The organism is Lacrimispora xylanisolvens (genome assembly GCF_002934545.1).
GTDB classification, from domain to species: domain Bacteria; phylum Bacillota; class Clostridia; order Lachnospirales; family Lachnospiraceae; genus Lacrimispora; species Lacrimispora xylanisolvens.
On record NZ_PTJA01000012.1, the window covers coordinates 47,698 to 70,511 of the forward strand.

Annotated in this window: 26 protein-coding genes; 3 read left to right on the forward strand and 23 right to left on the reverse strand. The window is 42.8% G+C overall.

Annotation, left to right across the window (positions count from 1 at the left end):
* Nucleotides 1–2 precede the first annotated feature (2 nt).
* Complete coding sequence (locus BXY41_RS19705) at nucleotides 3–1,391, reverse strand: PTS transporter subunit EIIC (protein ID WP_104438591.1); 1,389 nt, start codon at nucleotides 1,389–1,391, stop codon at nucleotides 3–5.
* 178 nt (nucleotides 1,392–1,569) lie between these two features.
* Between BXY41_RS19705 and BXY41_RS19710 the strand changes: the two genes are divergently transcribed.
* Nucleotides 1,570–2,607 (forward strand): AraC family transcriptional regulator, encoded by a 1,038-nt coding sequence (locus BXY41_RS19710; RefSeq protein ID WP_104438592.1) that lies wholly within the window; start codon nucleotides 1,570–1,572, stop codon nucleotides 2,605–2,607.
* 74 nt (nucleotides 2,608–2,681) lie between these two features.
* Here BXY41_RS19710 and BXY41_RS19715 read toward each other — a convergent pair whose 3' ends face one another.
* From BXY41_RS19715 to BXY41_RS19775, 13 genes are all read right to left on the reverse strand, one after another.
* On the reverse strand, nucleotides 2,682–3,485 hold the full coding sequence (locus tag BXY41_RS19715; protein ID WP_104438593.1) for a ChbG/HpnK family deacetylase: 804 nt from the start codon (nucleotides 3,483–3,485) through the stop codon (nucleotides 2,682–2,684).
* Nucleotides 3,478–4,668, reverse strand: coding sequence for an N-acetylglucosamine-6-phosphate deacetylase (locus BXY41_RS19720; protein WP_104438594.1), 1,191 nt, complete (start codon nucleotides 4,666–4,668; stop codon nucleotides 3,478–3,480). The genes BXY41_RS19715 and BXY41_RS19720 overlap by 8 nt, the downstream gene beginning before the upstream one ends.
* 17 nt (nucleotides 4,669–4,685) lie before the next feature.
* Entirely contained in the window at nucleotides 4,686–5,504 is an 819-nt protein-coding gene (locus BXY41_RS19725) for a PTS system mannose/fructose/sorbose family transporter subunit IID (protein ID WP_104438595.1), read from the reverse strand.
* The gene (locus BXY41_RS19730; RefSeq protein ID WP_104438596.1) at nucleotides 5,504–6,310 is read right to left on the reverse strand and encodes a PTS mannose/fructose/sorbose/N-acetylgalactosamine transporter subunit IIC; all 807 of its coding nucleotides are present in this window, start codon (nucleotides 6,308–6,310) and stop codon (nucleotides 5,504–5,506) included. The genes BXY41_RS19725 and BXY41_RS19730 overlap by 1 nt, the downstream gene beginning before the upstream one ends.
* A 13-nt stretch (nucleotides 6,311–6,323) precedes the next feature.
* A complete protein-coding gene (locus BXY41_RS19735) occupies nucleotides 6,324–6,815 on the reverse strand; it encodes a PTS sugar transporter subunit IIB (protein WP_104438597.1) in 492 nt (163 codons plus the stop codon).
* A gap of 15 nt (nucleotides 6,816–6,830) precedes the next feature.
* Nucleotides 6,831–7,238 carry a PTS sugar transporter subunit IIA gene (locus BXY41_RS19740; RefSeq protein WP_104438598.1) on the reverse strand — a complete coding sequence of 136 codons (408 nt, stop codon included), beginning with the start codon at nucleotides 7,236–7,238 and terminating at the stop codon, nucleotides 6,831–6,833.
* A gap of 129 nt (nucleotides 7,239–7,367) precedes the next feature.
* On the reverse strand, nucleotides 7,368–9,341 hold the full coding sequence (locus BXY41_RS19745) for a BglG family transcription antiterminator (protein ID WP_104438599.1): 1,974 nt from the start codon (nucleotides 9,339–9,341) through the stop codon (nucleotides 7,368–7,370).
* A 120-nt stretch (nucleotides 9,342–9,461) separates the two neighbouring features.
* Nucleotides 9,462–9,866, reverse strand: a complete 405-nt coding sequence (locus BXY41_RS19750) for a hemerythrin domain-containing protein (protein WP_170072475.1) — start codon at nucleotides 9,864–9,866, stop codon at nucleotides 9,462–9,464.
* 42 nt (nucleotides 9,867–9,908) lie between these two features.
* Nucleotides 9,909–10,457, reverse strand: a complete 549-nt coding sequence (locus BXY41_RS19755; RefSeq protein ID WP_104438601.1) for a hemerythrin domain-containing protein — start codon at nucleotides 10,455–10,457, stop codon at nucleotides 9,909–9,911.
* Nucleotides 10,457–11,065, reverse strand: coding sequence for a hypothetical protein (locus tag BXY41_RS19760; RefSeq protein ID WP_104438602.1), 609 nt, complete (start codon nucleotides 11,063–11,065; stop codon nucleotides 10,457–10,459). The genes BXY41_RS19755 and BXY41_RS19760 overlap by 1 nt, the downstream gene beginning before the upstream one ends.
* Before the next feature lie 16 nt (nucleotides 11,066–11,081).
* A complete protein-coding gene (locus tag BXY41_RS19765; protein WP_170823777.1) occupies nucleotides 11,082–11,264 on the reverse strand; it encodes a DUF1858 domain-containing protein in 183 nt (60 codons plus the stop codon).
* A gap of 15 nt (nucleotides 11,265–11,279) precedes the next feature.
* Nucleotides 11,280–11,945: an anaerobic carbon-monoxide dehydrogenase catalytic subunit gene (locus BXY41_RS19770; RefSeq protein ID WP_146088587.1), complete on the reverse strand. Its 666-nt coding sequence runs from the start codon at nucleotides 11,943–11,945 to the stop codon at nucleotides 11,280–11,282.
* A 19-nt stretch (nucleotides 11,946–11,964) separates the two neighbouring features.
* On the reverse strand, nucleotides 11,965–12,300 hold the full coding sequence (locus tag BXY41_RS19775) for a cupin domain-containing protein (RefSeq protein ID WP_104438604.1): 336 nt from the start codon (nucleotides 12,298–12,300) through the stop codon (nucleotides 11,965–11,967).
* A 158-nt stretch (nucleotides 12,301–12,458) separates the two neighbouring features.
* Here BXY41_RS19775 and BXY41_RS19780 point away from each other — a divergent pair, with 158 nt between their 5' ends.
* On the forward strand, nucleotides 12,459–13,142 hold the full coding sequence (locus tag BXY41_RS19780) for a Crp/Fnr family transcriptional regulator (protein WP_104438605.1): 684 nt from the start codon (nucleotides 12,459–12,461) through the stop codon (nucleotides 13,140–13,142).
* A gap of 1 nt (nucleotide 13,143) precedes the next feature.
* Here the strand turns inward: BXY41_RS19780 and BXY41_RS19785 are convergent, their stop codons facing one another.
* From BXY41_RS19785 to BXY41_RS19805, 5 genes are all read right to left on the reverse strand, one after another.
* Nucleotides 13,144–14,532: a HAMP domain-containing sensor histidine kinase gene (locus BXY41_RS19785; RefSeq protein WP_104438606.1), complete on the reverse strand. Its 1,389-nt coding sequence runs from the start codon at nucleotides 14,530–14,532 to the stop codon at nucleotides 13,144–13,146.
* Nucleotides 14,533–14,537: 5 nt separating this feature from the next.
* A complete protein-coding gene (locus tag BXY41_RS19790) occupies nucleotides 14,538–15,236 on the reverse strand; it encodes a response regulator transcription factor (protein ID WP_104438607.1) in 699 nt (232 codons plus the stop codon).
* 73 nt (nucleotides 15,237–15,309) lie between these two features.
* Nucleotides 15,310–15,519, reverse strand: coding sequence for a copper ion binding protein (locus BXY41_RS19795; RefSeq protein ID WP_104438608.1), 210 nt, complete (start codon nucleotides 15,517–15,519; stop codon nucleotides 15,310–15,312).
* 23 nt (nucleotides 15,520–15,542) lie between these two features.
* The gene (locus BXY41_RS19800) at nucleotides 15,543–16,262 is read right to left on the reverse strand and encodes a hypothetical protein (protein ID WP_104438609.1); all 720 of its coding nucleotides are present in this window, start codon (nucleotides 16,260–16,262) and stop codon (nucleotides 15,543–15,545) included.
* Between the two features lie 7 nt (nucleotides 16,263–16,269).
* Nucleotides 16,270–18,747, reverse strand: coding sequence for a heavy metal translocating P-type ATPase (locus BXY41_RS19805; RefSeq protein WP_104438610.1), 2,478 nt, complete (start codon nucleotides 18,745–18,747; stop codon nucleotides 16,270–16,272).
* A 141-nt stretch (nucleotides 18,748–18,888) separates the two neighbouring features.
* Here BXY41_RS19805 and BXY41_RS19810 point away from each other — a divergent pair, with 141 nt between their 5' ends.
* Nucleotides 18,889–19,251 (forward strand): winged helix-turn-helix transcriptional regulator, encoded by a 363-nt coding sequence (locus BXY41_RS19810; RefSeq protein ID WP_104438611.1) that lies wholly within the window; start codon nucleotides 18,889–18,891, stop codon nucleotides 19,249–19,251.
* A 1-nt stretch (nucleotide 19,252) separates the two neighbouring features.
* Here the strand turns inward: BXY41_RS19810 and BXY41_RS19815 are convergent, their stop codons facing one another.
* The 4 genes from BXY41_RS19815 to BXY41_RS19830 all read right to left on the reverse strand — a co-directional run bounded on the left by BXY41_RS19815 (nucleotide 19,253) and on the right by BXY41_RS19830 (nucleotide 22,804).
* Nucleotides 19,253–19,777, reverse strand: a complete 525-nt coding sequence (locus BXY41_RS19815) for a DUF2318 domain-containing protein (RefSeq protein WP_242980262.1) — start codon at nucleotides 19,775–19,777, stop codon at nucleotides 19,253–19,255.
* 161 nt (nucleotides 19,778–19,938) lie between these two features.
* Nucleotides 19,939–21,810: an urease accessory protein UreH domain-containing protein gene (locus tag BXY41_RS19820; RefSeq protein ID WP_104438612.1), complete on the reverse strand. Its 1,872-nt coding sequence runs from the start codon at nucleotides 21,808–21,810 to the stop codon at nucleotides 19,939–19,941.
* A 129-nt stretch (nucleotides 21,811–21,939) separates the two neighbouring features.
* Nucleotides 21,940–22,386: a chemotaxis protein CheX gene (locus BXY41_RS19825; RefSeq protein WP_104438613.1), complete on the reverse strand. Its 447-nt coding sequence runs from the start codon at nucleotides 22,384–22,386 to the stop codon at nucleotides 21,940–21,942.
* Nucleotides 22,379–22,804, reverse strand: a complete 426-nt coding sequence (locus BXY41_RS19830; protein WP_104438614.1) for a bacteriohemerythrin — start codon at nucleotides 22,802–22,804, stop codon at nucleotides 22,379–22,381. Before BXY41_RS19830 ends, BXY41_RS19825 begins: the two co-directional genes overlap by 8 nt.
* Between the last annotated feature and the right edge of the window lie 10 nt (nucleotides 22,805–22,814).

Genomic DNA, 22,814 nt, shown 5'->3' on the forward strand with positions numbered 1-22,814 from the left:
GATCATTTACTCCGATCCGTTTTATTTGTATCCTCTCCGGCCAGTATAAATGCCAGGACTGCTGATACTACAAAGGATATAGCTGCGCATACGATAAAACCATAAAAGCTGATATCCAGGCCTTTGGGATTAATCATTGCCGGGATACGAAAGATTCCATCCCCAATAAATGAATACATTCTGCCTCCCAGTCCTGCCATAATTCCGCCTCCAATGCCTCCTCCCACAAAAGCTGCAATAAATAATTTAAAGTTAGGAAGAGCAATGGAATAAATGGTGGGTTCTGTGATACCAAATAAACAGGATACCAGATTTCCAAACCCCAGTGATTTTTTCTCCTTATCCTTTGTCCTTAACGCATATCCCAGTGATACCCCGGCCAGTGCCCAGACAGTAAGACCTAATACTGCATTGACTGGATCACTTCCCAAGGTAAATAAATTGTTCATCAATACCGGTATAAAAGCAGAATGTAATCCCAAAAGAACAATGAGCTGCCAGAATGCGCCAAACAGTACGCCACCCAGAACTGGAACATGATTAAATATGAACATCACTCCCGCACTCAGGACATTGGATACATAGGTCATAACAGGTCCGATTACCAGATAGGATAGCGGCACAGTAATCATAAGAACAATTGTCGGTACAAAAAACAGCTGTACCATCTGAGGAATAATTCTTTTTGCTCCCTTCTCGATTTTAGAGGCAACCCAGGATGCCGCCACAACAGGAAGTAAGCTGCCGCTATAATTAATGAGAGTAACCGGTATCTTTAAGAAGGTCAGTGCTGTGCCCGCTGTCTGGGCTGCAATGATATCCGGATAAATCAGAGAAGCGCCGATGATTGCAGTGACAAACTGATTGCAACCAAATACCTTTCCTGCGTTGAAGCCAACAACGACTGGCAGAAAATACATGATAGAATTGGCAGCTGCGTATAAGATCAGATATGTTCCATCTGTGGCCTCAAGCACTTTAACAGTTGTCAGAACTGCAAGCAGACCTTTAATCATACCGGAAGCAACCATAACTCCAATCATGGGCATAATACAACCACTGATGATTTTAAAGATCCGGTCAAACAGATTGCCTTCCTTTAAAAGCTTCATATCAGTTTTTTCTTCGCCCTCCAAGATCCCCGCCTCTTTTTTTACATCTGCAATCACCGTGTTAACATGAGTGCCAATAATAATCTGATACTGTCCTCCCTGCCGGACTACCCCTTTTACATCCTTAACTGCTTTTATCTCATCTGTTTTAGCAGCATTCTCATCCTTTAAAACAAACCGCAGCCGGGTCATACAATTGGTGACACTGATTATATTATCCCTGCCACCAACCAGTCTGACAAGATCTGATGCCAACTGAGTATAGCTGATTTTTCCCATATTCATCTTCTCCTTCTCTCTCTAAAATAGTGTCTGGGTACATTGTATTTTTATACTACCATACGCAAATGCTTATAATAATAACGGAATCAATTTTGTTTATTGACCAAACTAACGATGGAGCATATACTTATCCTATACACTATTTTTTCATACAGTCACCCCTGAGGAGAATCATATGGATATAAACAGCCTTGATCTGACACTTCGAAGCCTGAGCTCAAGTGAGGAAAAATATAAAAGCGGATACATTCCTGACTTTTGGGACCACATGCCGAAAATAAGGATCGGTGGAGAAAACGTCAATTGCATCTACTTTGAAGAAAAAAATAACAGATTAGGAAAACAAGGCGTTTTATCCGGATGGCAATCCACTTCTCTGGATATCAGCATTAAAAAGAATTCCCGGTTTATTCCGGTACCAGTACACGTCCACGATTATGTTGAGATTAATTACGTTTATTCCGGCATTTGCTCTCAGACTATTAAAAACACAGATATCACCTTAAAGAAGGGGCAGGTGCTGATCATTGAACCAAATGTCCCCCACTCCATAAAAGAGACAGGTGAAGATGATATTATGATCAGTTTCATGGTATCAAAAAAATATCTGCGGGAAAATCTTCTGGATCATTTCTCCACAGACAGTATCCTATCTCATTTTTTTATCAATGTCATGAACGAAAAAAGCCATGAAAACAAATATCTGTTGTTTCAATCGGAAAACAGCAGAAGAACGCAGTTATTTACTCAGGAACTTTTATGTGAATGCTTTGACCCTTCTGTCAATTCCACCGATTTTATAAAAAATCTGTTCAGTTTGATTATAGCCGAGCTGATCAATGTATATAAAAACCAGCTGGTACGGGAGGAAAGTGAATCGGATACGCCTTCTATTCTTAGTATCATACGGTTTATTGAAATAAATTTTAAAAGCTGTTCGTTAAATTCAGTCGCCGCATTTTTCCATTTAAGCCCCAACTATCTCACTTTCCTTATTAAGAAACATACCGGTATGACCTACAAACAGATGGTACAGTCTCAGAAATTAAAATACGCTGCTAAATTTTTGAGAAATACAAATATGTCGGTTACGGAAATTGCAAATGAAGCCGGCTATGAGAATATCAGCTTTTTTTATCAGAAATTTCAGGAGCACTACGGCTGCAGTCCCAAGGAATATCGAACGAATAAAACCAGCGGCATTATAAATTAAGATCACCTGCAAACAGAGGCTTCCCCATTGATTCAGGAAACCTCTGTCTGCAGATGATCTTTCTTCGTACTTTTTTACTTATATATAGCCGTAAAATCCACCAGCTCCACATCATGATCCCTCAGCCACTGTCTCACAGCAGGATCACAGGCTGTCTCTAAATCCCTGCATCTTGCTGTTGTCAGGGAAGAATGATCCAGAATGTAGGCGTCCACATATCCCGGGTGGAGATGAATAATATTAAATTCAAAGGGGCTGGTCAGAATCCCAAACCGGTCTTCAATAAAATCCTGGGGCGTACAGCCTCTGTTTAAAATTTCCATAGCCATCGGATTGCCCGTCATAATCTCATGAACCGGATACCACCGGTCTGTCTCCACCTCCGGTTCTGTCATGCAATGGATCTGAAACACTTCGGCCGCCTGATGAAATCCCTTGCAGACGTTTTTATTAATAACTGAATGACCTTCAAAATGATTGGGCAGATGTCCGGTCAGTTCTTTAAACCGTCTTATCTGGGCAGCTGTTTCCTTATAACAATCCTCTGCGGTTACCACAATATCTCCCACACATTTCTGGTCTGATTCATCCTCCCCCTTCCATTTGTAGGAGCGGTAAAACTCCCCGTTTTGATCCACAAGTGATGGAATCAAATCCGGATTACTCACCGGCTTTCCCTGAACAAAATTAGTATGGACAACCAGATTTGCCTCCGGTACCTCCTTCTTAGCAAGCTCTACTCCGTGAATCGCTGCCTCCATATTGCTCATAAGAGAGAGTACCGTTACGATCCCTTCCCGGTAAGCATTCACCGCCCCATAGTTATAGCCTTTGCTGAAGCCGAAATCATCGGCTGATACAATCAGTTTTTTACTCATGCGGTATCTCCTCCCGTCCCCATTCCTTTAAGAAATCCGGATTAAAAACAGGTCCTTCTTCCATATCGTATACCTTTCTGCCCATGACAAATGTTGCAGCAGCCCGGTAATCATTGGTTATGACTGTAAAATCTGCATCTTTTCCCGCTCTTATGGAACCTTTCTCTTTATCAAATCCATACTTTCTGCAGGGATTTAAGGAAAACATGGGCCAAACAGTTTCCATGGGCATTCCCAGTTTTTCTGTCAGCACACTTATACCGTATAGAACAGGCTGGCTGGAACCCATCAGACGTCCGGTATCTGTTAACACAAACCCATCTTTTGATACATTGATCGTCATCCCCTGTTCAAAGCCCAGGTAGCTGCCTTCCGGAGCACCGGAAAACGGCGTACAGTCCGATATCATCATGAAATGTTCCGGTTTCTTAATCCTGAAATAAATCTGAAGCATCTCCGGACAGATATGCATTCCGTCGCAGATCACCTCGCTTGACACCTCATTATCCAAAAGCGCCGCTCCCAGCCCTCCCACATCTCTGTGGTGCATGCCGGTCATTACATTACCCGTATGGGTCGATACGGAAAATCCCTTTTTATATGCCCTTTTTGCCTCTTCATAATTGGCGTCACTGTGTGCAAGAGCAAGGGTAATTCCTTCTGATAAGAAATATTCGATCACCGAATCAATTCCCGGAATCTCCGGTGCCAGGGCAACCAACCTTAACAGTCCCTTTCCATCAGAAACCATCTGCTTTGCAGTATCAATTGACACCTCTGGCCAGCCTGTCTTAATTCCCTTTTCCCCCGTGCGGTTTAACCACGGTCCTTCACTGTGTATCCCCAGTATCTGAGCTCCTTCTAAATTCTCTGCCGCCGCGTCGGCGACAGCAGAGATCATGGAAAGACCGGCGGTGGGGAATACACCGGTGATTCCCTGGGAGGCACAGCCTTTTAAATATCCGGCTATTGTTTCCCTTGTTCCTTTATCCATCAGTCCGTAGCCACAGGTTCCGTGATTGTGGGTGTCAAAAATCCCTGGTATAATCCTCATGTTACCATAATCGATCACGTCCTCTGCGTCAGTGCTTCTCATAAATTCTTTTATTTTTCCTTCCTCAATTACAAGGAAGCCATCCTTTAAGCCATCCTCCATATAGATTCGTTTTGATTTGATTATCATTGGCTGTCCTTTCTGGATTAGAAAATCCCAATAAAGGCTCCGATAAAGGCAATGGCGAAGATTCCAACGATCAACTGCACCGGCCGTCTTCCCTTTTTAATGAGACTCATCAAAAACAGTACCAGAATGATGCTTAAAATACCTGGGAAGATGGAGTTTAACACATCTGCCACTACTACGGAAGTCTGGCCCATGTGAATCGTCCAGTTAAGTGGAACATTGACAATTCCCGCTGTCATGGCTCCGACCATCATAACTCCTAAAATAGAAGCTGACTTTCTAAGAGCCGGCATTAATCCGGAGCTGAAAACCTTGTCTATAAATGAAGTTCCATAAATATATCCGAATTTCACACAGAAATATTTTAATACAGACTGGGTCACTCCATAAAGGAGAATGAAAATCGGAACTCCCAGGAAATTTCCCTGTGAACAAAGTCCAATGGCTACTCCGGCTGCAATGATTCTAAGACAGTTAAAAAACAGGGAATCGAACATGCCTGCCGTTGGTCCCATCAAAGCCGCCTTAATGCTTTCAATGGTTTTTCCATCAACAGAGTTCTTTTCTTTGTGCTCTTTCTCCATGGCATAGGATAACCCTGCGATAAAGGAGAAAGGAACTGCATGGGTATTAAAAAAGTTCTGATGGCGTGCATAAGCCTCTTTTTTTCCATCCGGATCGTCCTTATAAACCTCTTCAATGGCTGGCTGCATCGTAGTGGTAAAGCCATTGGCCTCCATCTTTGTCATATTGAAAGACAGGAAGGTTAAGTGAGATCGGATAAACATGGATTTTAATACTTTCTTTTCTGTATGGTCCAATAATCTCTTTTCCATTAGAAGAAATCCTCCTCTTCCTCAGATGGCTTCTGCTCGGCGGCCACCCTCATATTTTTCATATCGATCAGCTGCTTTTCATAGAAGAACATGGTGATTGCGATGGCAGCGCCGATAATGGCAATTGATAAGGAATCCATTTTTAAAATCTTCGCCATAATATATCCTACAAAGAAGAAGCTGGCTACTTCTTTTGACCAGATCATGGAAATCAGGATTGCAAATCCAACTGCAACCATCATACTGGAGGCAGCTGTAAGGCCTGTCATAAAGAATGCAGGAAGTGCATTTAAAGCCTGGTTTAAACCGGTTACTCCATAAGCAATGCCAAGGAAAATGATAATGACATTGGGAAGCGGATAAATAAGTCCGGAAAATACAAGGTTCTGGGCAAGAAAGCTTCCTGGTTTCCCGGATACTGCAAGTCTTTCCCAATATGGTGCCAATGCGGAACTGACCGATAGGAAAATACTTGATAAGGAAGCCATAACAGTTCCGATAGGAAGAGCAATGGCAAGTCCTGTTTCCACGTCAGAGCCGGTTAATACGGTATAGCAAACGGCAACAATACTGGCGGACAGCGCATCTGCAGGAACAGAACCTCCGATGGCTGAGATCCCCATAAATATAGACTCTAAGGATGCCCCCATGATAATGCCGGTATGAAAATCACCCAGTAAAAGTCCCAGGATCGGAGCCACCACAATGGGACGGTTCAGACACTGCCATGATAAAATATAAGGATCCATAACATAGAAAAACCAATACGTAAGAGTACCAATGATTGCAACTGTCATAACGGACATAATCCTTCCCTCCTTAGCTAAGTACTTTTAATAGTTCCTCCGGAGTATCATCCGGAACGGTCTGGTAATTACATTTGATGCCTGTTTCCACCACCTTCTTTAAATCCATAATCTCATTGTCATATGCATATAAATTCTTCCGGTAGGTTTTCCTTGGCTCTCCGTTCGCTTTCGGTGCAACCCTTCCGTAATTTCCTACATTTACAAGGGGAATATCAGCAACCTGTGTCACTACTTTCAGAAGTGCCGAGGGATTGCTTACAATTACAAGAATCTTATGATCTGCTGCCTTGGGATTCTTTAACAGTTCTATGGCTGCGTCCACATCTTTAATTGCGGTTTTCGCTGTGGGCGGAGCCGCCATCATCAGGGATTTTTGAATCAGGGGATTGGCTGCTGCCTCATCGTCCGCCACCACAATCCTGTCCACTCCCGTATGCTGGGACCATTTAATTGCTACCTGTCCATGAATCAGTCTTTCATCCAGTCTAATCATTACGATCATAATTTCACGCTCCTTTTAAAAAAAATCTTCCTCCTGGGAAATCGTTTCTTTTTCCAGATCTACAATACAAAGCATTTCTCTGCTCTGTGCGATTAATTCATTCAGTTCTTCTCTTGAAATACACTCTCTGCCAGCCAGCCCGATCATCAGCGCCAGGTTTGCACCGGCAATTAATGTGGTATCCGGCCGGTCAAGGAACAGGCTCATGGCCTGGTTCACACTGCTTCCGTAAAGATCAGAGATAAGTAAAACCTGTTCTCCTTCATTAACCGTTTCAAAAAACTTTTTAAGCTGTTCCTGAACGGAACGTTCATCCACATATGCGTCAAAAACAGTAATGTTGTCACATCTGCCATACAAAATCTCCATGGAACTTTTTAAACCGCTTGCCAGATGACCATGTGACGATACGAATAGTTTCATCTTTCTCTCCTCCTTTGATAGCTTTATTATAATACTGAAACTTCCTTTTTTCTATGCTCACATTTGTTCCAAATAAGTGAAAAGCACTAATTACCGAATGGAATTAGTGCAATTTTTAGCATAGATTTGTTATTCATATTTGATGCATTTTTCAATCATCTCAAACAATACAGGCCTTCCCCGTTCAGAAAAGGCTTTCATATTAGAATTCTCCCAAAACAGCTTTCGAAAACTGTTCTCATATGCCTTTACTCTCTTCCAATCACCCTTCCAGTCTGCAGAAATAAACAACAGATACTCCACTTCTTTTCCTCTCCAGGTACCGGATTCAGTCAGACAGTACAGTTCCATACACTCTTTTTCACATAGGGAAACGGGAAGATAAAGCATTACCGATTTTGCCGATAAATATCCGGTATCGTAAAGGCTTGCTTTCTCTAAATATTCCTGAATCCTCTCCCTTTCCAAAACAGTTTTCCCATGACGGAATGCAAGAAACTGAAGGAATTGCAATTCATCGGTATAACGGTAATTTTTGTTGATTTCAATTTGGCTGGATGGCGGAATCAGTGCTTCTGTCTGGTACGACCTGATTAACTGCCGGTTAAAGAGCTGGTCCATTTCCTTTTCGCTGCTTAAGGTATGGATGACACAGCAGGGAAGATCATAGTGATAGGCTATCTCGCTGGTATCCGTTAATACAGCATCATACTCCTCCTGATTCATACCGCGTATCTCATAGAGTTCTGCGATTGTAAAGGACTCTACCAGATGTTCATATCTTTTTACGATTCTTTTTTGAATAATTTCATTCAGGCCTAACCCATTGGAATTGACTAAAAGCAGTCTCTGGGGTTTTAAGTCATATTCGGTGAGAGACGCCATTTTAAATATCAGGGAAGCCATCTGGGAATAAAATGATACCGAAATGGTAACATTCAGACGATCCTGCAAAAAACCTGCAGCTGTACAGGCCAGTGCGGCTGATACCGGGCTGTTAAACGCCTGATTTTCGTAATCATACCAGAAACGGTACTGCCCCTCCAGACCAAAGTGGATATTGATGTAAAGGGAAATCAAAAGGCTTAACAGTTCTTTTTCTGCCCAGGGAAAATGAAGAAGATCGATTCCGCAGGTATGTTTCATATAGTCTTCAAGTTCTTTCATCATATTCAGAGCATCATCATAAAAGTGAGCGTATTCCTCCCGGGGCTGCTTAACATTCCACATATCCCTGCAGGACATCAGATATACTGCCAGAAATACAGTCTCTTCTTCTGGTAAATCAAAACCCGTAAAACTGCTTTTTAATTTGTTATAAATCTCACTGGCTACTGCAAACTCTTCTGATCCTTTCACCTCTTCTTTCCAGGCATCCGGCAGCTTTAAACGGTACCCCGCATTGCAGCGGTTCCTGACGATAATAAAATAAATGGCAAGGCGCTGGGTGTTGGTGTCTGTCACTTTGATCGGGGATTCTCTTAATACTTTAAGAAAAACGTGGCGGATATCCTGCCGTTCCTCGTATCCGCATTCCGTCCACTTGGCATACTCCATTCCGGCATTGTCTAACAGTACCTTATGAAAATGGACAGCAAACAGCTCTGTCATGGCAATCCGCATGTGATATTCTGTACCAAAAGCACGTATTCCAAGGCCAGGCTTGCTTTCCGTCTCAAGGTGATAGCTTTTCAAAAAATTCATTACATTGTTGACCGCTTCTCTAATGGCACTTCTGGATAAATAAAGCTCATCTGCAATGTCCTCAAGCTTTGCAAAGCGGGAGGAAGAAACCAGCTTTCTTGCAATATAAAGAAATCTTGCATTATCATCGGAACCGAAGTTATTGGTCAGACTGGACTGAAGCGAGAGAGGTTCAAAATACCGGTCAAACAATTCCCGGTCCTTCACCAGAATGGAATATCCTTCATTGCGCTTGGCTAAAAGTTCCGCTCCATGCTTTGGCAAAATGGATTTTACTTCTATCATCTCATACTTTACAGTTCTTGCGCTGACAGACAGTCTTTTGGCCAGCTCATCCGTGGTTAGAGGACCTTCACTGACTGCCAGCTGGTAAATGATGCTTTCCTGTCTCCGTTTCATTTCTTCACCTCCTGTATCAATCCATTATATCAAAAATAATCCATTGCAGCATGAATTTTTAAACACAAAAAAGAATGGAATAAAACAACTGATCCCAGTTATTTTACCCCACTCCGCTTTTTATACCAGCCGGTATAAATCTTTTTCTTCTTTTTCCATACGCTGCTCGATGGACTGTATAATTCCTTTTGATTCATTTAAAAATCGATCTCTGTCAGAGAGTATTTTTATTTTTGTATTAAAGCTGTTTTTAAAATCTGTGAAAACAGCCAGAAGATTTCCCATCTCATTTTGGTATTCATGGGCTTTTCTTACCAATACTTCATCGCTCCCCCGGAAAAAGGAAGGGTATAGATACTGATCTTCGGAAGTCAGATGAATGTTTAACTTACCGGCAAGGCCGCTGACGTGGAATGCCAGTTCTGTGGCATTCTGCTCCAGATCCTGCTTTGCCAGAAGTTTTTTCAGTTCTGCCAGCTCTTCTCTGATTCTGTCATGCTGCTCTAAATAATGCTTTAATTCCATGGGTAACATTCCCCTCTTTTGTATGATAGAAGCCGGGTGCTATTATGCCAGCTTACTGCGAAGCCAGTTCTCATAGTGGTCCTGCACTCCGTCTTTTCTCGCCTGAATTTCAAAATTCTCCGTCTCTGTATCCACATCATTCATTTTATCTGCAGGAAGAGCGCGGGCAGCAAAGGCATAGGCAGCCTGATCTTCTTTTTCGATATGACGCTGTAATAAAGCCCCGTATCCCACAGCATTGGAAATGATATCCAGCTTATGGTCAGTCACAGGATCTTTTTCATATTCTTCGATTGCCGCTTCCAGCTGGGTAAGATGCAGTCTTCCCAGATCGTGTTCCACCAGCATTCCGTTACGGATCAGCTTATCGGCAACAGGACCCATATTCTCCATCATGATGCGGAACAGGATTTTTTCTTCCTTTCCATGATGATGCTTGTCTGCATAATTTCTGCCAAAGTCAATGCATTCTCTAAGAAGAGCTCCGTCTACTTCTCCGCCCTCAACAATACCAGCACAGATCTTTCTTAAAAAACCGTTGAAAGCCAGAATATTTTCATGTTCCTTCATTAAAATATCGATTCCATTCATTAGCGGCTCCTTAATTCATACTCCTGATTTCCAGTATGATAAAATTGTACACTTGAACCTTCAAACATTCCCTGGATCAGGGCTTCTCTCAGTTCATAGTAGTTATTAACATCTCCGTGAATCATATCCCAGTATGGCTGGTGTATTTCCACTGCCTGACGATAGGCCAGAAGATCCGGTTCTTCCTTCACAAGCTGATTCACTCTGTCACAGGGCATACCGTTTAATAACGTATTTTCCAGATGATCATAGGCCTGTTTTACAGATAAATCTCCACTTGCGCTGTGGTTCTTTCCGAATTCCTTTACTGCCTGTTTCATTTCATCAAGACGTGTGGAGTCTTCTTCTAAAAGAGTTGTAACAGCATAAGCAAGGCGGTTTTCCACCAGGCTTACCCGCTCCTGAAGCCATCCGTGAATGTTATCTGTATTGATGTTGTCCTCTAAATTACCTGTTTCCAGAGTCCCGTATCTGGAAGCCAGCTTCTCGTCTAAGCCCTTAGTCCAGCCCTTTTCTTCTGCATAAGCTGCTATAGCATCTGTCATTGCATTCTGAAGCAGGATTTTATTATATAACCAGGTGTGAATCGGTCCTAAAAATGCACTCATTATATTCCTCTTTTCTCTATTTGTTTAATTGTTCCAGCACTTCGTCCGCATCAAGTCCGTGAACCATGCAGGCATCCTCTAAGGATTCCATCTGAGAAGACGGGCAGCCAAGGCAGTGCATTCCGCAGCCCATTAAAATTTCTGCTGCTTCCGGTTTGCTTCTTAAAATTTCTCCAATATACATTTCCTTCGTTATCATTATTTCTTCCTCCTGTTAATTGAATGTGGTTAATTTCTCAGTTATTTTTCTTAAATCTTCTTCTGGCAAGGGAATCAGGGATATTTTATAATCTTCTCCCAGGATTGCCATTATATTAGGTGTCATAAGTTTTTTCAGGGATTCATAATCCGGTATTATAATAGAAGGACTTTCAGGGCTTATATCTGCTTCTTTGCAGATCAGATTCATCTCTGCCGCTTCCTCTGCAACCGGAAGAAGATCTTCCATTGTTAAGTCATAGCTTATGATAGACAAAGCTTTGTAAAAGAATTCATTTATTTTTTCATTTTGATCTCCCTTTACCATGGCAGGAAGAGCATAAACTGCAATTCCTTTGATAGAGGATAAAATCAGGTACTTTAAAAAACGAATGTCTTCATCAGCTGCCCAGATATTATTTATGTCATAATCAGAAGTATTACCGCAGACACTTTTACAAACAGCACAACCAGGTGCGATCCTGTCTTTTTCCCTTCTGACCCTTAAAAGCATGTCTGACAGTGCCTGATCAGCAAAGCCTGCATCAGCAATTGTTGTGATTAAACCTTCCATCAGAAGTCTTGTTACGGCTGTCTGGCGGATATTCATCTTACATGCTTTTGCCAGACCGATGATCGATCCAGTCAGCTCATTTAAGAAACCGGACATTTGATTTTCCATTTCTTTGTACTGCCTTTCTTTAAAATATTACTACCAAAGACATCTTAAAACTTTCCTGCCCATATACAGCATGAGGTTTTTTCGCCGGCATGACCAGGGTTTCCCCTTGGTTTAAAATAAACTCGGTTCCGTCTACCGTAAATTTTCCTGTTCCCTCTAAGACGGTAACCATGGCATCTCCATTGGATTCATGGGTACTGATCTCTTCCCCTTTATCAAAGGCAAACAAGGTGACGCTGACTGACTGATTCTGTACCAGAGTCTTACTTACGATCTGACCCTTTTGAATCTCAACTAAATCTGCTAACTTTAAAACTTCTTCCTGTGCTATATTTTTTAAGAGTTTCTCTGACATTTGTCTCCCTCCTTATTTTGTTCTTGTCTTTCTATAGCGATTATAATATAATATTATCATCATTTCCGTTGTTTTAACAACATTTTGAAAATATTATTTAAAAATGGAAAAATGGATATATGGAAAATACCATTCACATACTTGGGAGGGACAATCATATGGAAGAATTTCTGCCTGTTTTAAAAAAATCAAGCTTGTTTTCAGGTGTCTCGCCTGATGAAATCAGAAGCATGTTAAAATGCTTATCTGCACGAATGAAATGTTATAAAAAAGATGAATTTATTATAAGAAGCGGTGATTACATTCATTCCGTGGGAATGGTTCTTTCCGGAACCGCTCTTATTATACAGGAAGATTTCTGGGGAAAGAGAAGTATTATCTCAGAAGTGATGCCTGGAACGCTGTTTGCAGAAACCTATGCCTGCATCTCATCTGTTCCAATAGAAATGAGCGTAGTTGCTGATTCTGACTGCGAGATTATGTTCCTGGATTTTAATAAGATTTTAACTGTATGCACCTCTGCCTGCGGTTTTCACACCCGGCTGATCCAGAACTTTCTGTCAGCAATTGCCGGCAGAAATCTGGTTCTGACGAAAAAGATGCAGCACATGTCAAAAAAGACAATCAGGGAAAAATTGCTCTCCTATCTCTCCGCAGAGTCTTTAAAGAGCAACTCTTCCACATTTGATATTCCGTTTAACAGACAGCAGCTGGCTGATTATCTTTCCGTAGACCGGAGTGCCCTGTCCAATGAACTGAGTAAGCTCCAGGCAGAAGAAATACTGAATTTTAATAAGAACCGGTTTACTTTAAAAGAGCAGGGACCGGAAGGATATCTATAAACTATGATTCTGACTTAGGAATCGAGACTGTAAAACAGCTTCCCGATTCCTCTTTACTATCTGCCACTATGGTGCCGCCATGGGCTTCCACAATGGATTTTACAATGGTCAGACCGATTCCGGCACCTCCGGTTTTCCGGTTCCTGGATTGATCCGTCCGGTAAAAGCGTTCAAAGATAAGAGGAAGCTCCTCTTTCCTGATTCCGATTCCCGTATCCTCTATGGTTACGACTCCGTTCTCCCTTGTTTCAGATACGCCAATCCGGATACTGCCGCCTTCCGGTGTGTATTTTACAGCATTGGAAATTAAGTTGGAAAATACCTGTCCCATTCGGTTTTTATCTCCATCCACAAAAACCGGTTCCCCTTTTATACTGAGAGCCAGCTTCTTCTTGTTGATTTCTCCCGTCATATTCTCTGCTGCCTGACAGACTGCCGAATATAAATCCATGGAACCTTTCTTCAGGCAAAAGCTATCCCCTTCGATCCTTGCAAGCTGTTCCAAATCAGCTACCAATGTACCGAGCCGTTTTACCTCTTCATGACAGCTTTTTAAGCGTTCTGGTGTGGCATCCCACAACCCCTCTGTCATCGCTTCCAGATGTGAGCCAAGTGCCGTGAGAGGAGTCCGAAGTTCATGGGCTACATCGGCAGTGAGGCGTTTACGCAGCCGCTCCTGCTCACTTAACGCTCCGGATAAATGGTTAATGGCTATGCCCAGATCGTCAAGCTCTTTTATCCTGGTACCTGGTTCAAATTTAAGTTCGTAATTTCCTGTGGAGATCTGCTTGGCAATATAGGCAGTTTTAGTAACTGGGCGGGATATCCTGCTTCCTAATACACAGCCAACCACAACAGAACAGATGCTGGACAAAACTCCAATGACAAGTAAAACGATATTCATCACACGGATAAAATTAAAATCGGCTTCATTCATGAAAAAGGGTCCGTAATATTTAATGGAAACGGAACCAGTCTTTTTCCCATTCTGAGTCAGCTCATAGGTGTGATCCACAAAGCCGCCTTTTGCCCCCCGTTCTTTCATACGTGCGGAAATATCGTTCATGATCTGGCCGCAAAGCCTCATATCGTGATTCTCTGCATCCCACACCATGTTCCCATCTGCATCATAAAGTTTTATGATATATCCGTCATATAAGGAATTCATTCCGATTGCATGAACGTAATCCAGCTTCCAGCTTCTTTTGAACTCATCATACTGGCTTTCCAGTTCATCTGCAATATTATCCCGCCGCTCCTGACCGGTTTTGGCAATGTATTTTTCAAATTCCCGGTTAATGAGCAGGTTGGAGGCAAGTCCGATCAGTGCAATGGTAATGAGGAGGGTTAAAAGTATGGTCAGGGAAAGCTGTTTTCTTAAGGTTTTCATATGCATCAGCCTCCGAACTTATAGCCCAGCCCGGGAATCGTTAAGACATAGTCGGGATTTTTAGGATCATCCTCTATTTTCTTTCTGATATTTTTAATGTGGCTGTCAATGGCTCTGTCATAACCGGCAAAGTCCCTGCCAAGAGCCGTATCAATCAGTTCCTCCCTGGTAAATACCTTACCGGGATATTTAATGAGGGCAGATAATATCTTCAGTTCGCTTGGTGTGAGTGTCAGACCGGATCCATTTTTTCTTACCTCATTTTTTTCAAAATCAACGACCAGATCACCGTCTCTCCAGGAATTTCGTTTAACAAGAGGTACCAGATCCCCTTCTGTGCGTCTTAATACCGCCTCCACCCTGGCATACAGTTCCTTTAAACCAAAGGGTTTCATAATATAGTCGTCGGCTCCCAGCTCCAGCCCGCTTACCACATCCTCTTCCTCTACTCTGGCAGTCAGCATTATGACTGGAATCCGAGACTTTTTTCGGATGGCGGAGCAGACCTCTTCTCCTGAGATATCAGGCAGCATTAAATCCAGTATGACAAGGGAGAGATTCTCCGTATCAAATATTTCCAGTGCCTTCTTCCCAGTTTCGGCGGGGAATGTCTTAAATCCTTTGCTTTCCATGAGCATACATACTACTTCCAGAATTTTAGGCTCATCATCCACTACCAGCACTTGCCTGCAGTTATTGTTCATTTCCTGTCACCTCATTTTAAAAACTTTCAGTATGAAAAGAGGGAACCGGTCAGATTCCGGTTCCCGTCTTTCTTTATTCTACTACATCATATCCCTGGTCTTCAATCTCAGCTTTGATTTTTTCTACCGGTGCTTCATCGGGATTGTGATCCACAGTCACGGTTTTTGCAGCTAAATCAACCGCTACTCCTGATACGCCGGATAACCCGCTTACTGCTCCTGTTATTGCTTTTACACAATGTTCACATGCCATTCCATCTACGTTTATTACTGTCTTTGCCATATCAATTTCCTCCATGATTTTAATTATTTAATATTAAAAGGCTTTAAAAACTTGTTGACCTGCACTTTCTTTCCGTTTTCCATAACTGGAACGGGTGCATAGAGCCAGCCTTCCACTTTTTCAGGGTCTACGCCAGCCGCAATCAACGGTTCAGGTGACAGAACAAACACAATATCTTTATCCTGTGCCTGTTTCGTTGCAGCACTGGTCTCTAAGTCTTTTGCCCATTCAAACATATTTCCGCCGCCCAGCTTTACTCCAAAATGATCCATATCCATATGGTAATTAATCAGGTTACGGCCATTTTTCACCAGTCCCTCATAGGAGGAAAGGGCGGATTCTTCTGTACCAGTGAAGCTTCCATCATTGAGCTTCACGCCTACAGTTATAACATCGTCGTTTATCTCGTAATTCTCAGGAAGCTTTCCGGTATCCAGGCCTGCCTGGATAAATGGTGCCGCATCTGCCTGAAGCTTTACGTCAAAACGAGAACTTTCATCTGTTTCTCCGCTCCAGATAAAACGGGCTCCCCCGTCAGGAGCAGTCAGGACAAAGCCTTTGCCCCCATCTTCCTTACTCACCTGATCAGGAATGGCATTTAATACCATATCAAAGGACTGTACCGACTTTTTACCCACTACATCAAGGGTACCTCCGGCACTTTCTACTGTCAGAAATATAATTGCTGCAATCACCAGTACACCGGCGATAATTGCGGTTATTGTTTTCTTGTTCTTTAACATGGATCTGTCACCTCTTTCCTGTGTCTGGCCTAAACCTCTTTAACCGCAGCGCATTGGTCAGCACTGATACAGAGCTAAGGCTCATGGCAGCTGCTGCAAACATAGGGTTTAAAAGAGGGCCGTTAAATAGTAAATGTAACACACCTGCTGCAATGGGAATTCCGATTACATTATAACCGAATGCCCAGAAAAGGTTTTGTTTGATATTACGAATGGTATGCTTACTTAAATCAATGGCTGCCGGCACATCCATCAGATCAGACCGCATTAATACGATATCTGCTGATTCCATGGCAACATCCGTACCGGAACCGATGGCGATTCCGATATCTGCCTGAGCCAGCGCAGGTGCATCGTTGATTCCATCTCCTACCATGGCTACTTTCCGGTTCTCTGACTGAAGCTTTTTCACTTCATTGGACTTATCCTGAGGCAGAACCTCAGCAAGAACCCGGTCAATTCCTACCTGTTTTGCAATGGCTGCAGCCGTCTTTTTATTATCACCGGTAATCATGGCAACTTCGATTCCCATCTTATGAAGCCGCTCAATGGCTGCACGGCTGGACTCCTTCACAACGTCGGCAACCGCTACAATTCCTGCCAGTTCCCCATTGATTGCTACATACATGGGAGTTTTGCCTTCTTCTGCCAGCCTGTCTGAAATCTCTTCCATACCTGCAAGGGAGATGTTTTGCTCATCCATCAGTTTTCTGTTTCCAGCAAGGATATCTTCTCCCTCCAGACGAGCCTTGATTCCACGTCCGGTCAGTGAATCAAACTGCTCCGCTTCCAATAGGGTAAGTCCTGATTCCTTTGCTCCAAGGACAATTGCCTGACCAAGGGGATGCTCAGAACCTCTCTCCGCCGATGCGGTAAGCTGTAAGAGACGGTCTTTTGAAACACTGCCTGCCACAAGTACATCTGTCACTTTTGGTTTACCTTCTGTAATGGTTCCTGTTTTATCAAATACAATGGTATTTATTTTGTGAGCGGTCTCCAGAGCTTCTCCGCCCTTAATTAAGATTCCGTTCTCTGCTCCTTTTCCCGTACCTACCATGATGGCAGTGGGTGTAGCAAGACCCAGTGCACAGGGACATGCGATTACCAGGACGGAAATAAAGATGGTAAGTGCAAATTTCAAATCTCCTGCTGTACCGAAGTACCAGCCAATTCCTGCAAGCAGGGCAATGACACAGACAACTGGTACAAAGTATCCGGAAACGATGTCTGCCATCTGGGCAATAGGTGCTTTTGACCCCTGGGCATCTTCTACCAGTTTGATGATCTGGGCAAGGGCTGTATCACTTCCGATTTTTTCAGCTTTAAACTGGATCACACCTGTGGTGTTTAAGGAAGCGGCATAAACCGGATCTCCTTCTTTTTTGTCCACCGGCATACTTTCTCCGGTGAGCATGGATTCATCAATGGAAGTGTGTCCGCCTGTAACAGTTCCGTCAACCGGAATCTTATCACCAGGCTTTACCAGAATTATATCGCCGATTTCCACTTCGTCAATGGGGATTTCCTTTTCCTGCCCGTTTTCCAGAATTACGGCTGTTTTTGGAGCAAGACCCATAAGCTTTTTAATGGCTTCACTGGTTCTTCCTTTGGATACAGCCTCTAAGGATTTGCCCAGTAAAATCAAGGTAATAATGACACCGGCTGATTCAAAATAAAGGGCATCTACTGCCATAAAATGTCCGGCAGCGATCTGGAATGTATTATAAATGCTGTATAAAACAGCTGCTGTTGTTCCGATTGCAATGAGTGAATCCATATTAGGACTTCTCTGAAAAAGTGCTTTAAAACCAATGGCGTAAAATTTATATCCTACCCCAATGACAGGGGCTGTTAATATCAGTTCCGTCAGAGCATAGGCAAGGGGATAGTTCATGGGCTCAATGGCTGATGGGAATGGAAGGCGGATAAAGCTGATCATGGGTGCCATCGCAATATATAATAATGGAAGGGAGAATACTGCTGAAGTAATAAACTTCGTCCACAGTGTCTTAATCTCCTGCTGCTTTCTTAATCTGTCTTCGTCCGCAGCGTCTGCTTTATTCACTTCCAGTGCCTGATATCCTGCCTTTTCAATGGCTGCCTTAATGGCGGATAATCTTACTTTCCGGGGATCATAGGCAATGGTTGCTTTTTCTGTTGCAAAATTGACTGAGGAGCTTTCCACACCCTCCAGCTTTCCGACTGCTTTTTCCACCCGTCTGGCACAGGCTGCACAGGTCATTCCGCCAATGGGAATGGTTACGTCCGAATATTCTGTTTTTTCTGCTGCTTCATATCCAATCTTAGAAACTGCATTTTTGATATCAGATAAATTCAGGCTGCTGTCATATTCCACAAAAAGCTTTTCACTGGCAAGGTTCACAGATGCCTGACTGATTCCCGGAAGCTTCTTGACTGTTTTTTCAATTCTCTGGGCACAGGCCGCGCAGGTCATGCCTCTTATATCTAACGTTTTATTTTCCATATATTTCACCTCTTTTAATTGGCTGATGCCTCTTGAAGTTTTTGAGTACTCATGATATTATTATGGCAGATATCGCAATTATTGCAAGTATGCACTTTTTAGTGATATAGTACCCAAAAAGATACTAAAGGAGGATTCACTATGCCCCCAATTGATTGTGCCGGCTACAACTGTCCGGTGGATGCAACCCTGGATATGATCGGAGGGAAATACAAAGCCCTGATTTTATGGCATCTGATCGACCACACCTTACGATTTGGAGAACTAAGAAAACTGATTCCCCAGGCCACACCCAAGATGCTGACCCAGCAGTTAAGAGAGCTGGAAGAGAATAATTTGATTATAAGGACCGTTTATCCAGTTGTTCCTCCAAAGGTGGAATACACTCTTTCCGATCTGGGAAACAGCATACGCCCCATTCTTGAGACCATGTATAAATGGGGAGCAGATTACTTAACCCAAAATGGTGTTACCGTAAACTGCTCCATGAAATGTCCTGATTAATTTAATATGTTTTTTTCCAGTTAGCAAATATCTGTTTGGATTCCTTTAAAAAGTCAGAAGAGATCGTGATTGACTCATCCGTCACGGTCTTATTCTGATCGAATATAGGCCATGGATTACAGCCTCCGGCTTCCACTTCCACCCGGCTCATAGGGAATCTGTTACCACAATTCTGGCACACCAGCTCATTCCCATCCTGTTTATAGTATCCCCGACCGGAATCGTAACATACCTGACAGGTATTAAATGCAGTTCGTATGGTACCGTCAGGCGCTTTCACTGCCAGAACTTCCATCTTTGTTCCATCTGCTTCTACCGGATAAAAGCTCACCTTTTCTGTGATATCTGAAACTGGAATTACAAGATCTGTGTCTGCCTGTGCACTTTTACTGTTGTTTTCCGATTTTATAGCTGTGGTTTCCTGTGTTTTGGTTGCAGAATTGGAGCTGCAGCCAGTAAGTACCAGCAATGACATAGCAGCCACCACCGCTGTTTTAAGTATTGATATTCTATTTGCCTTCATCATTCTTCTCCTTGTTATTCACTTTTATTTTCATTTCTTCTCATAAAAAATAATCCTGCGATCAGAGCCGCTGCCGGCAGTATGCAGTGCCAGTGACTGTATAATAATCCCATAAACCAATCTCCTTTCCCATTCCTGTCAGAACCTGATTATTCATAGCATAATTATCCGCAGCATGATCCTCCGGACCCCTGAAACGTTTCCTCAGGCCATATCATCGTCTGAAATTTACTCACTTCATCCTTTACTGCGTTTAGATCCACGTTCTCCAAATCATCTACCACCTTTATATATCCATAAAAGGAATTGTCCCCGGTAGAAAAGTCAAAACTTTTATCTGGTACAAAATAAAGGGTGTTTTCTCCCTTTTCAAGATACAGTTCCGTAGCAAAATCAGGGATCAGAAGATTGGTCCCATAGTCCATATCCTGACGGTTATCAATAAATGTCCACTCCGTATCCACTCCGGCTTTTACCACCGCAACTGCCGGCTTAAATCCCTGACTGGTAAGTTCAAGAGTGATTTTTTGTACGGGCTTTCCATTCTCATCCGTGGATTCCTGAGCAACGACCACATCATCAACTGGTATGGTATATCCGGCTGGAACCGGTTTTTGGGGTGCATATTCTTTTAATACTCCCTGACTTTCTGATTGCTGGCCGCCATCTGTCTCTCCCTCTTTTAAAACATTAATCGAACCACGAATCATACCCATCCAGCAGCTATATGGGATTTTTCCGGTTTTGTCCGGCGTAAATTCCACCACGTTTTCTCCTGTATGAAAGGAATATTCGATGCCGTATTCCCTTATAATCATCCGGTTATTACAACCGTTTATACTTCCTGCAGGTGCATCTATAATCCACTTTACAGGAATTCCTGCCTGAACCTTAATATTTGGATACCGCCCCGGACTTAATGTGCTGTTAATCACCTGCACACCGTCTTCTATTTTTATCTGCCCTGAACTTTCCTGCTGATTTCCACTGATGCCTTCCAGCCCAGGTAAGATTGCAGATGGACTGATTCCCGCCAGACTGACTCCCTGTGTAAACATGGACAGTCCCAGTACCACCACTAAAACTGCACCGGCAGTCATGACTCTGTTTGTGAATTTCTTTGAAAGAACCGTTGATAAAGCTCCCAGAATAAACATCAGGGGAACAGTGCCAAGGCTGAATAAAAACATGGAAAGTGCACCGGAAAACGGATTTCCGGTTGACAGTGCATAGATCTGCATGGCCTGGAGTGGTCCGCAGGGCATCAGTCCATTTAAAAGGCCTACAAAAAACGGACTGTTACTTTTTGATTTTTCTTTCTGGATCTTTACTGCAATAAACTTTGGCATTCTGGGATTTAGTCTGCGAAGCCAGGGAAAGATTCCCAGCATGTTGATGCCCATAATTACCATAAAGATCCCTGCTGCCAGCTTTAAAACACCCTGAAAGGTGTTAGAAAAGGTTACGGCAGCTCCCAGGCCTCCTGCCAGGAAACCCACGGCTGTATAAGAAATAACACGGCCGAGGTTGTAAAGAAATGCAGGCCGAAATGCTGCAAGCCGTCCCTGATTTAATTCTTCCTGTCCGCTTTTGGGAATACACTGGGAAAGGTTAATGCCGCCGCACATTGCCACACAGTGAACGGAGGTAATCAGTCCGATTATAAAGAGCATTCCGTATCCCATTGTCTTATCCGCCAGCTGGCTGGGCACCAGGAGATTTAACAGACCGGATTGTTCTAAAAAAAGATACAGGGAAGCAATAATCATTAAAACACCTATAGTCCTGGATGTATCTTTTCTTTCCTGCCCCTGATCCGTTATCACGCTATACCCTAAATTTTCAATGATTCCTGTTATGCTCTGATAGGAAATAATATCCGTATCAAACGTGACCAGAGCGGTTCCTGCGTTATAGCTCACCTCTGCTTTTTCGATTCCAGCTGTGTTACGTAATTTTTTTTCAATTTTATTCTGGCAGCTGATACAGGTCATCCCGCCGATACGCAATTTTTTCGTTCTGATTGCATTTCCCATTACGCATCCTCCTTTTTCATTTCTGATAGAAGAATAGCAGGAGCATATGTAGAAGTTGTGTAGATGGTTTTTGGACACAAAAAAAACACGTATATCTCATTGGTTTAAGTGAGATACACGTGCATTTCATTATTTAGCCGGTTCCAGTCTGATATCCAGACAGACTTCCCCTATTTCCGAAGTGATTAAGATGTTGTTTCGAAATTCATAGTCTTCACCGCCGTCCTGACTTTTTAAGACAGGGGGAAGGATATCACAGGTCAAATCTTTCTCTGCAAGCATGGTAAGTACATTTCCACTGATGATATTGGCTATTTCTGATATGGCAGAGATTACAAATTCATCCACTGTATCAAACTCCATGCCGCTCATAATGGTTACAATTCCAAGAGATGTCTGATGAGGAAGACGATAAATTACTTCTCCTTTTAAATCACCAGTAAAACCGATGGAAACATCTAACTCTTCCTCATTCCCTAAACACTCTGCCGGCTGGTCAGAGATATTTGATATATCCAGCATTAAGTGAAAAACATTACGGGTCGCTTCTAAAAAGGGAGTGTACAAATCAGTCATGCTTGTCCACCCCTTTCGAAATTGCATAGGCGGCAATTCGCTGATCTTCTGATGCCACGTGATTAATCAGCCAGGCCATCAGCTTTCCTGCAAACTTCTGCATGAGCTGTTCATCGTATCCGCTGTTTTTATATTCTTCTGTTACAGCAATCACGTAATTTACCATATCAGCATGAACCTTCTTATGCTCTTCTTCACCTGGATATCCGATTTCCTGCTGAAAGGCTTCTTCATCACGGAAGTGCTCAACTACATATGTATTCATAAAATCCAGGGTTTCATTTACTTTTTCCACCTTGTCTTCCCAGGAAGACGCCATACGCAGTACCTGCATGAAAGATTCAACTCTTTTAAATAATTCCTTGTGCTGCTCATCAATTAACGGTACTCCAAGTTCATATTTTTCTTTCCAAAGCATCTAAATTCCT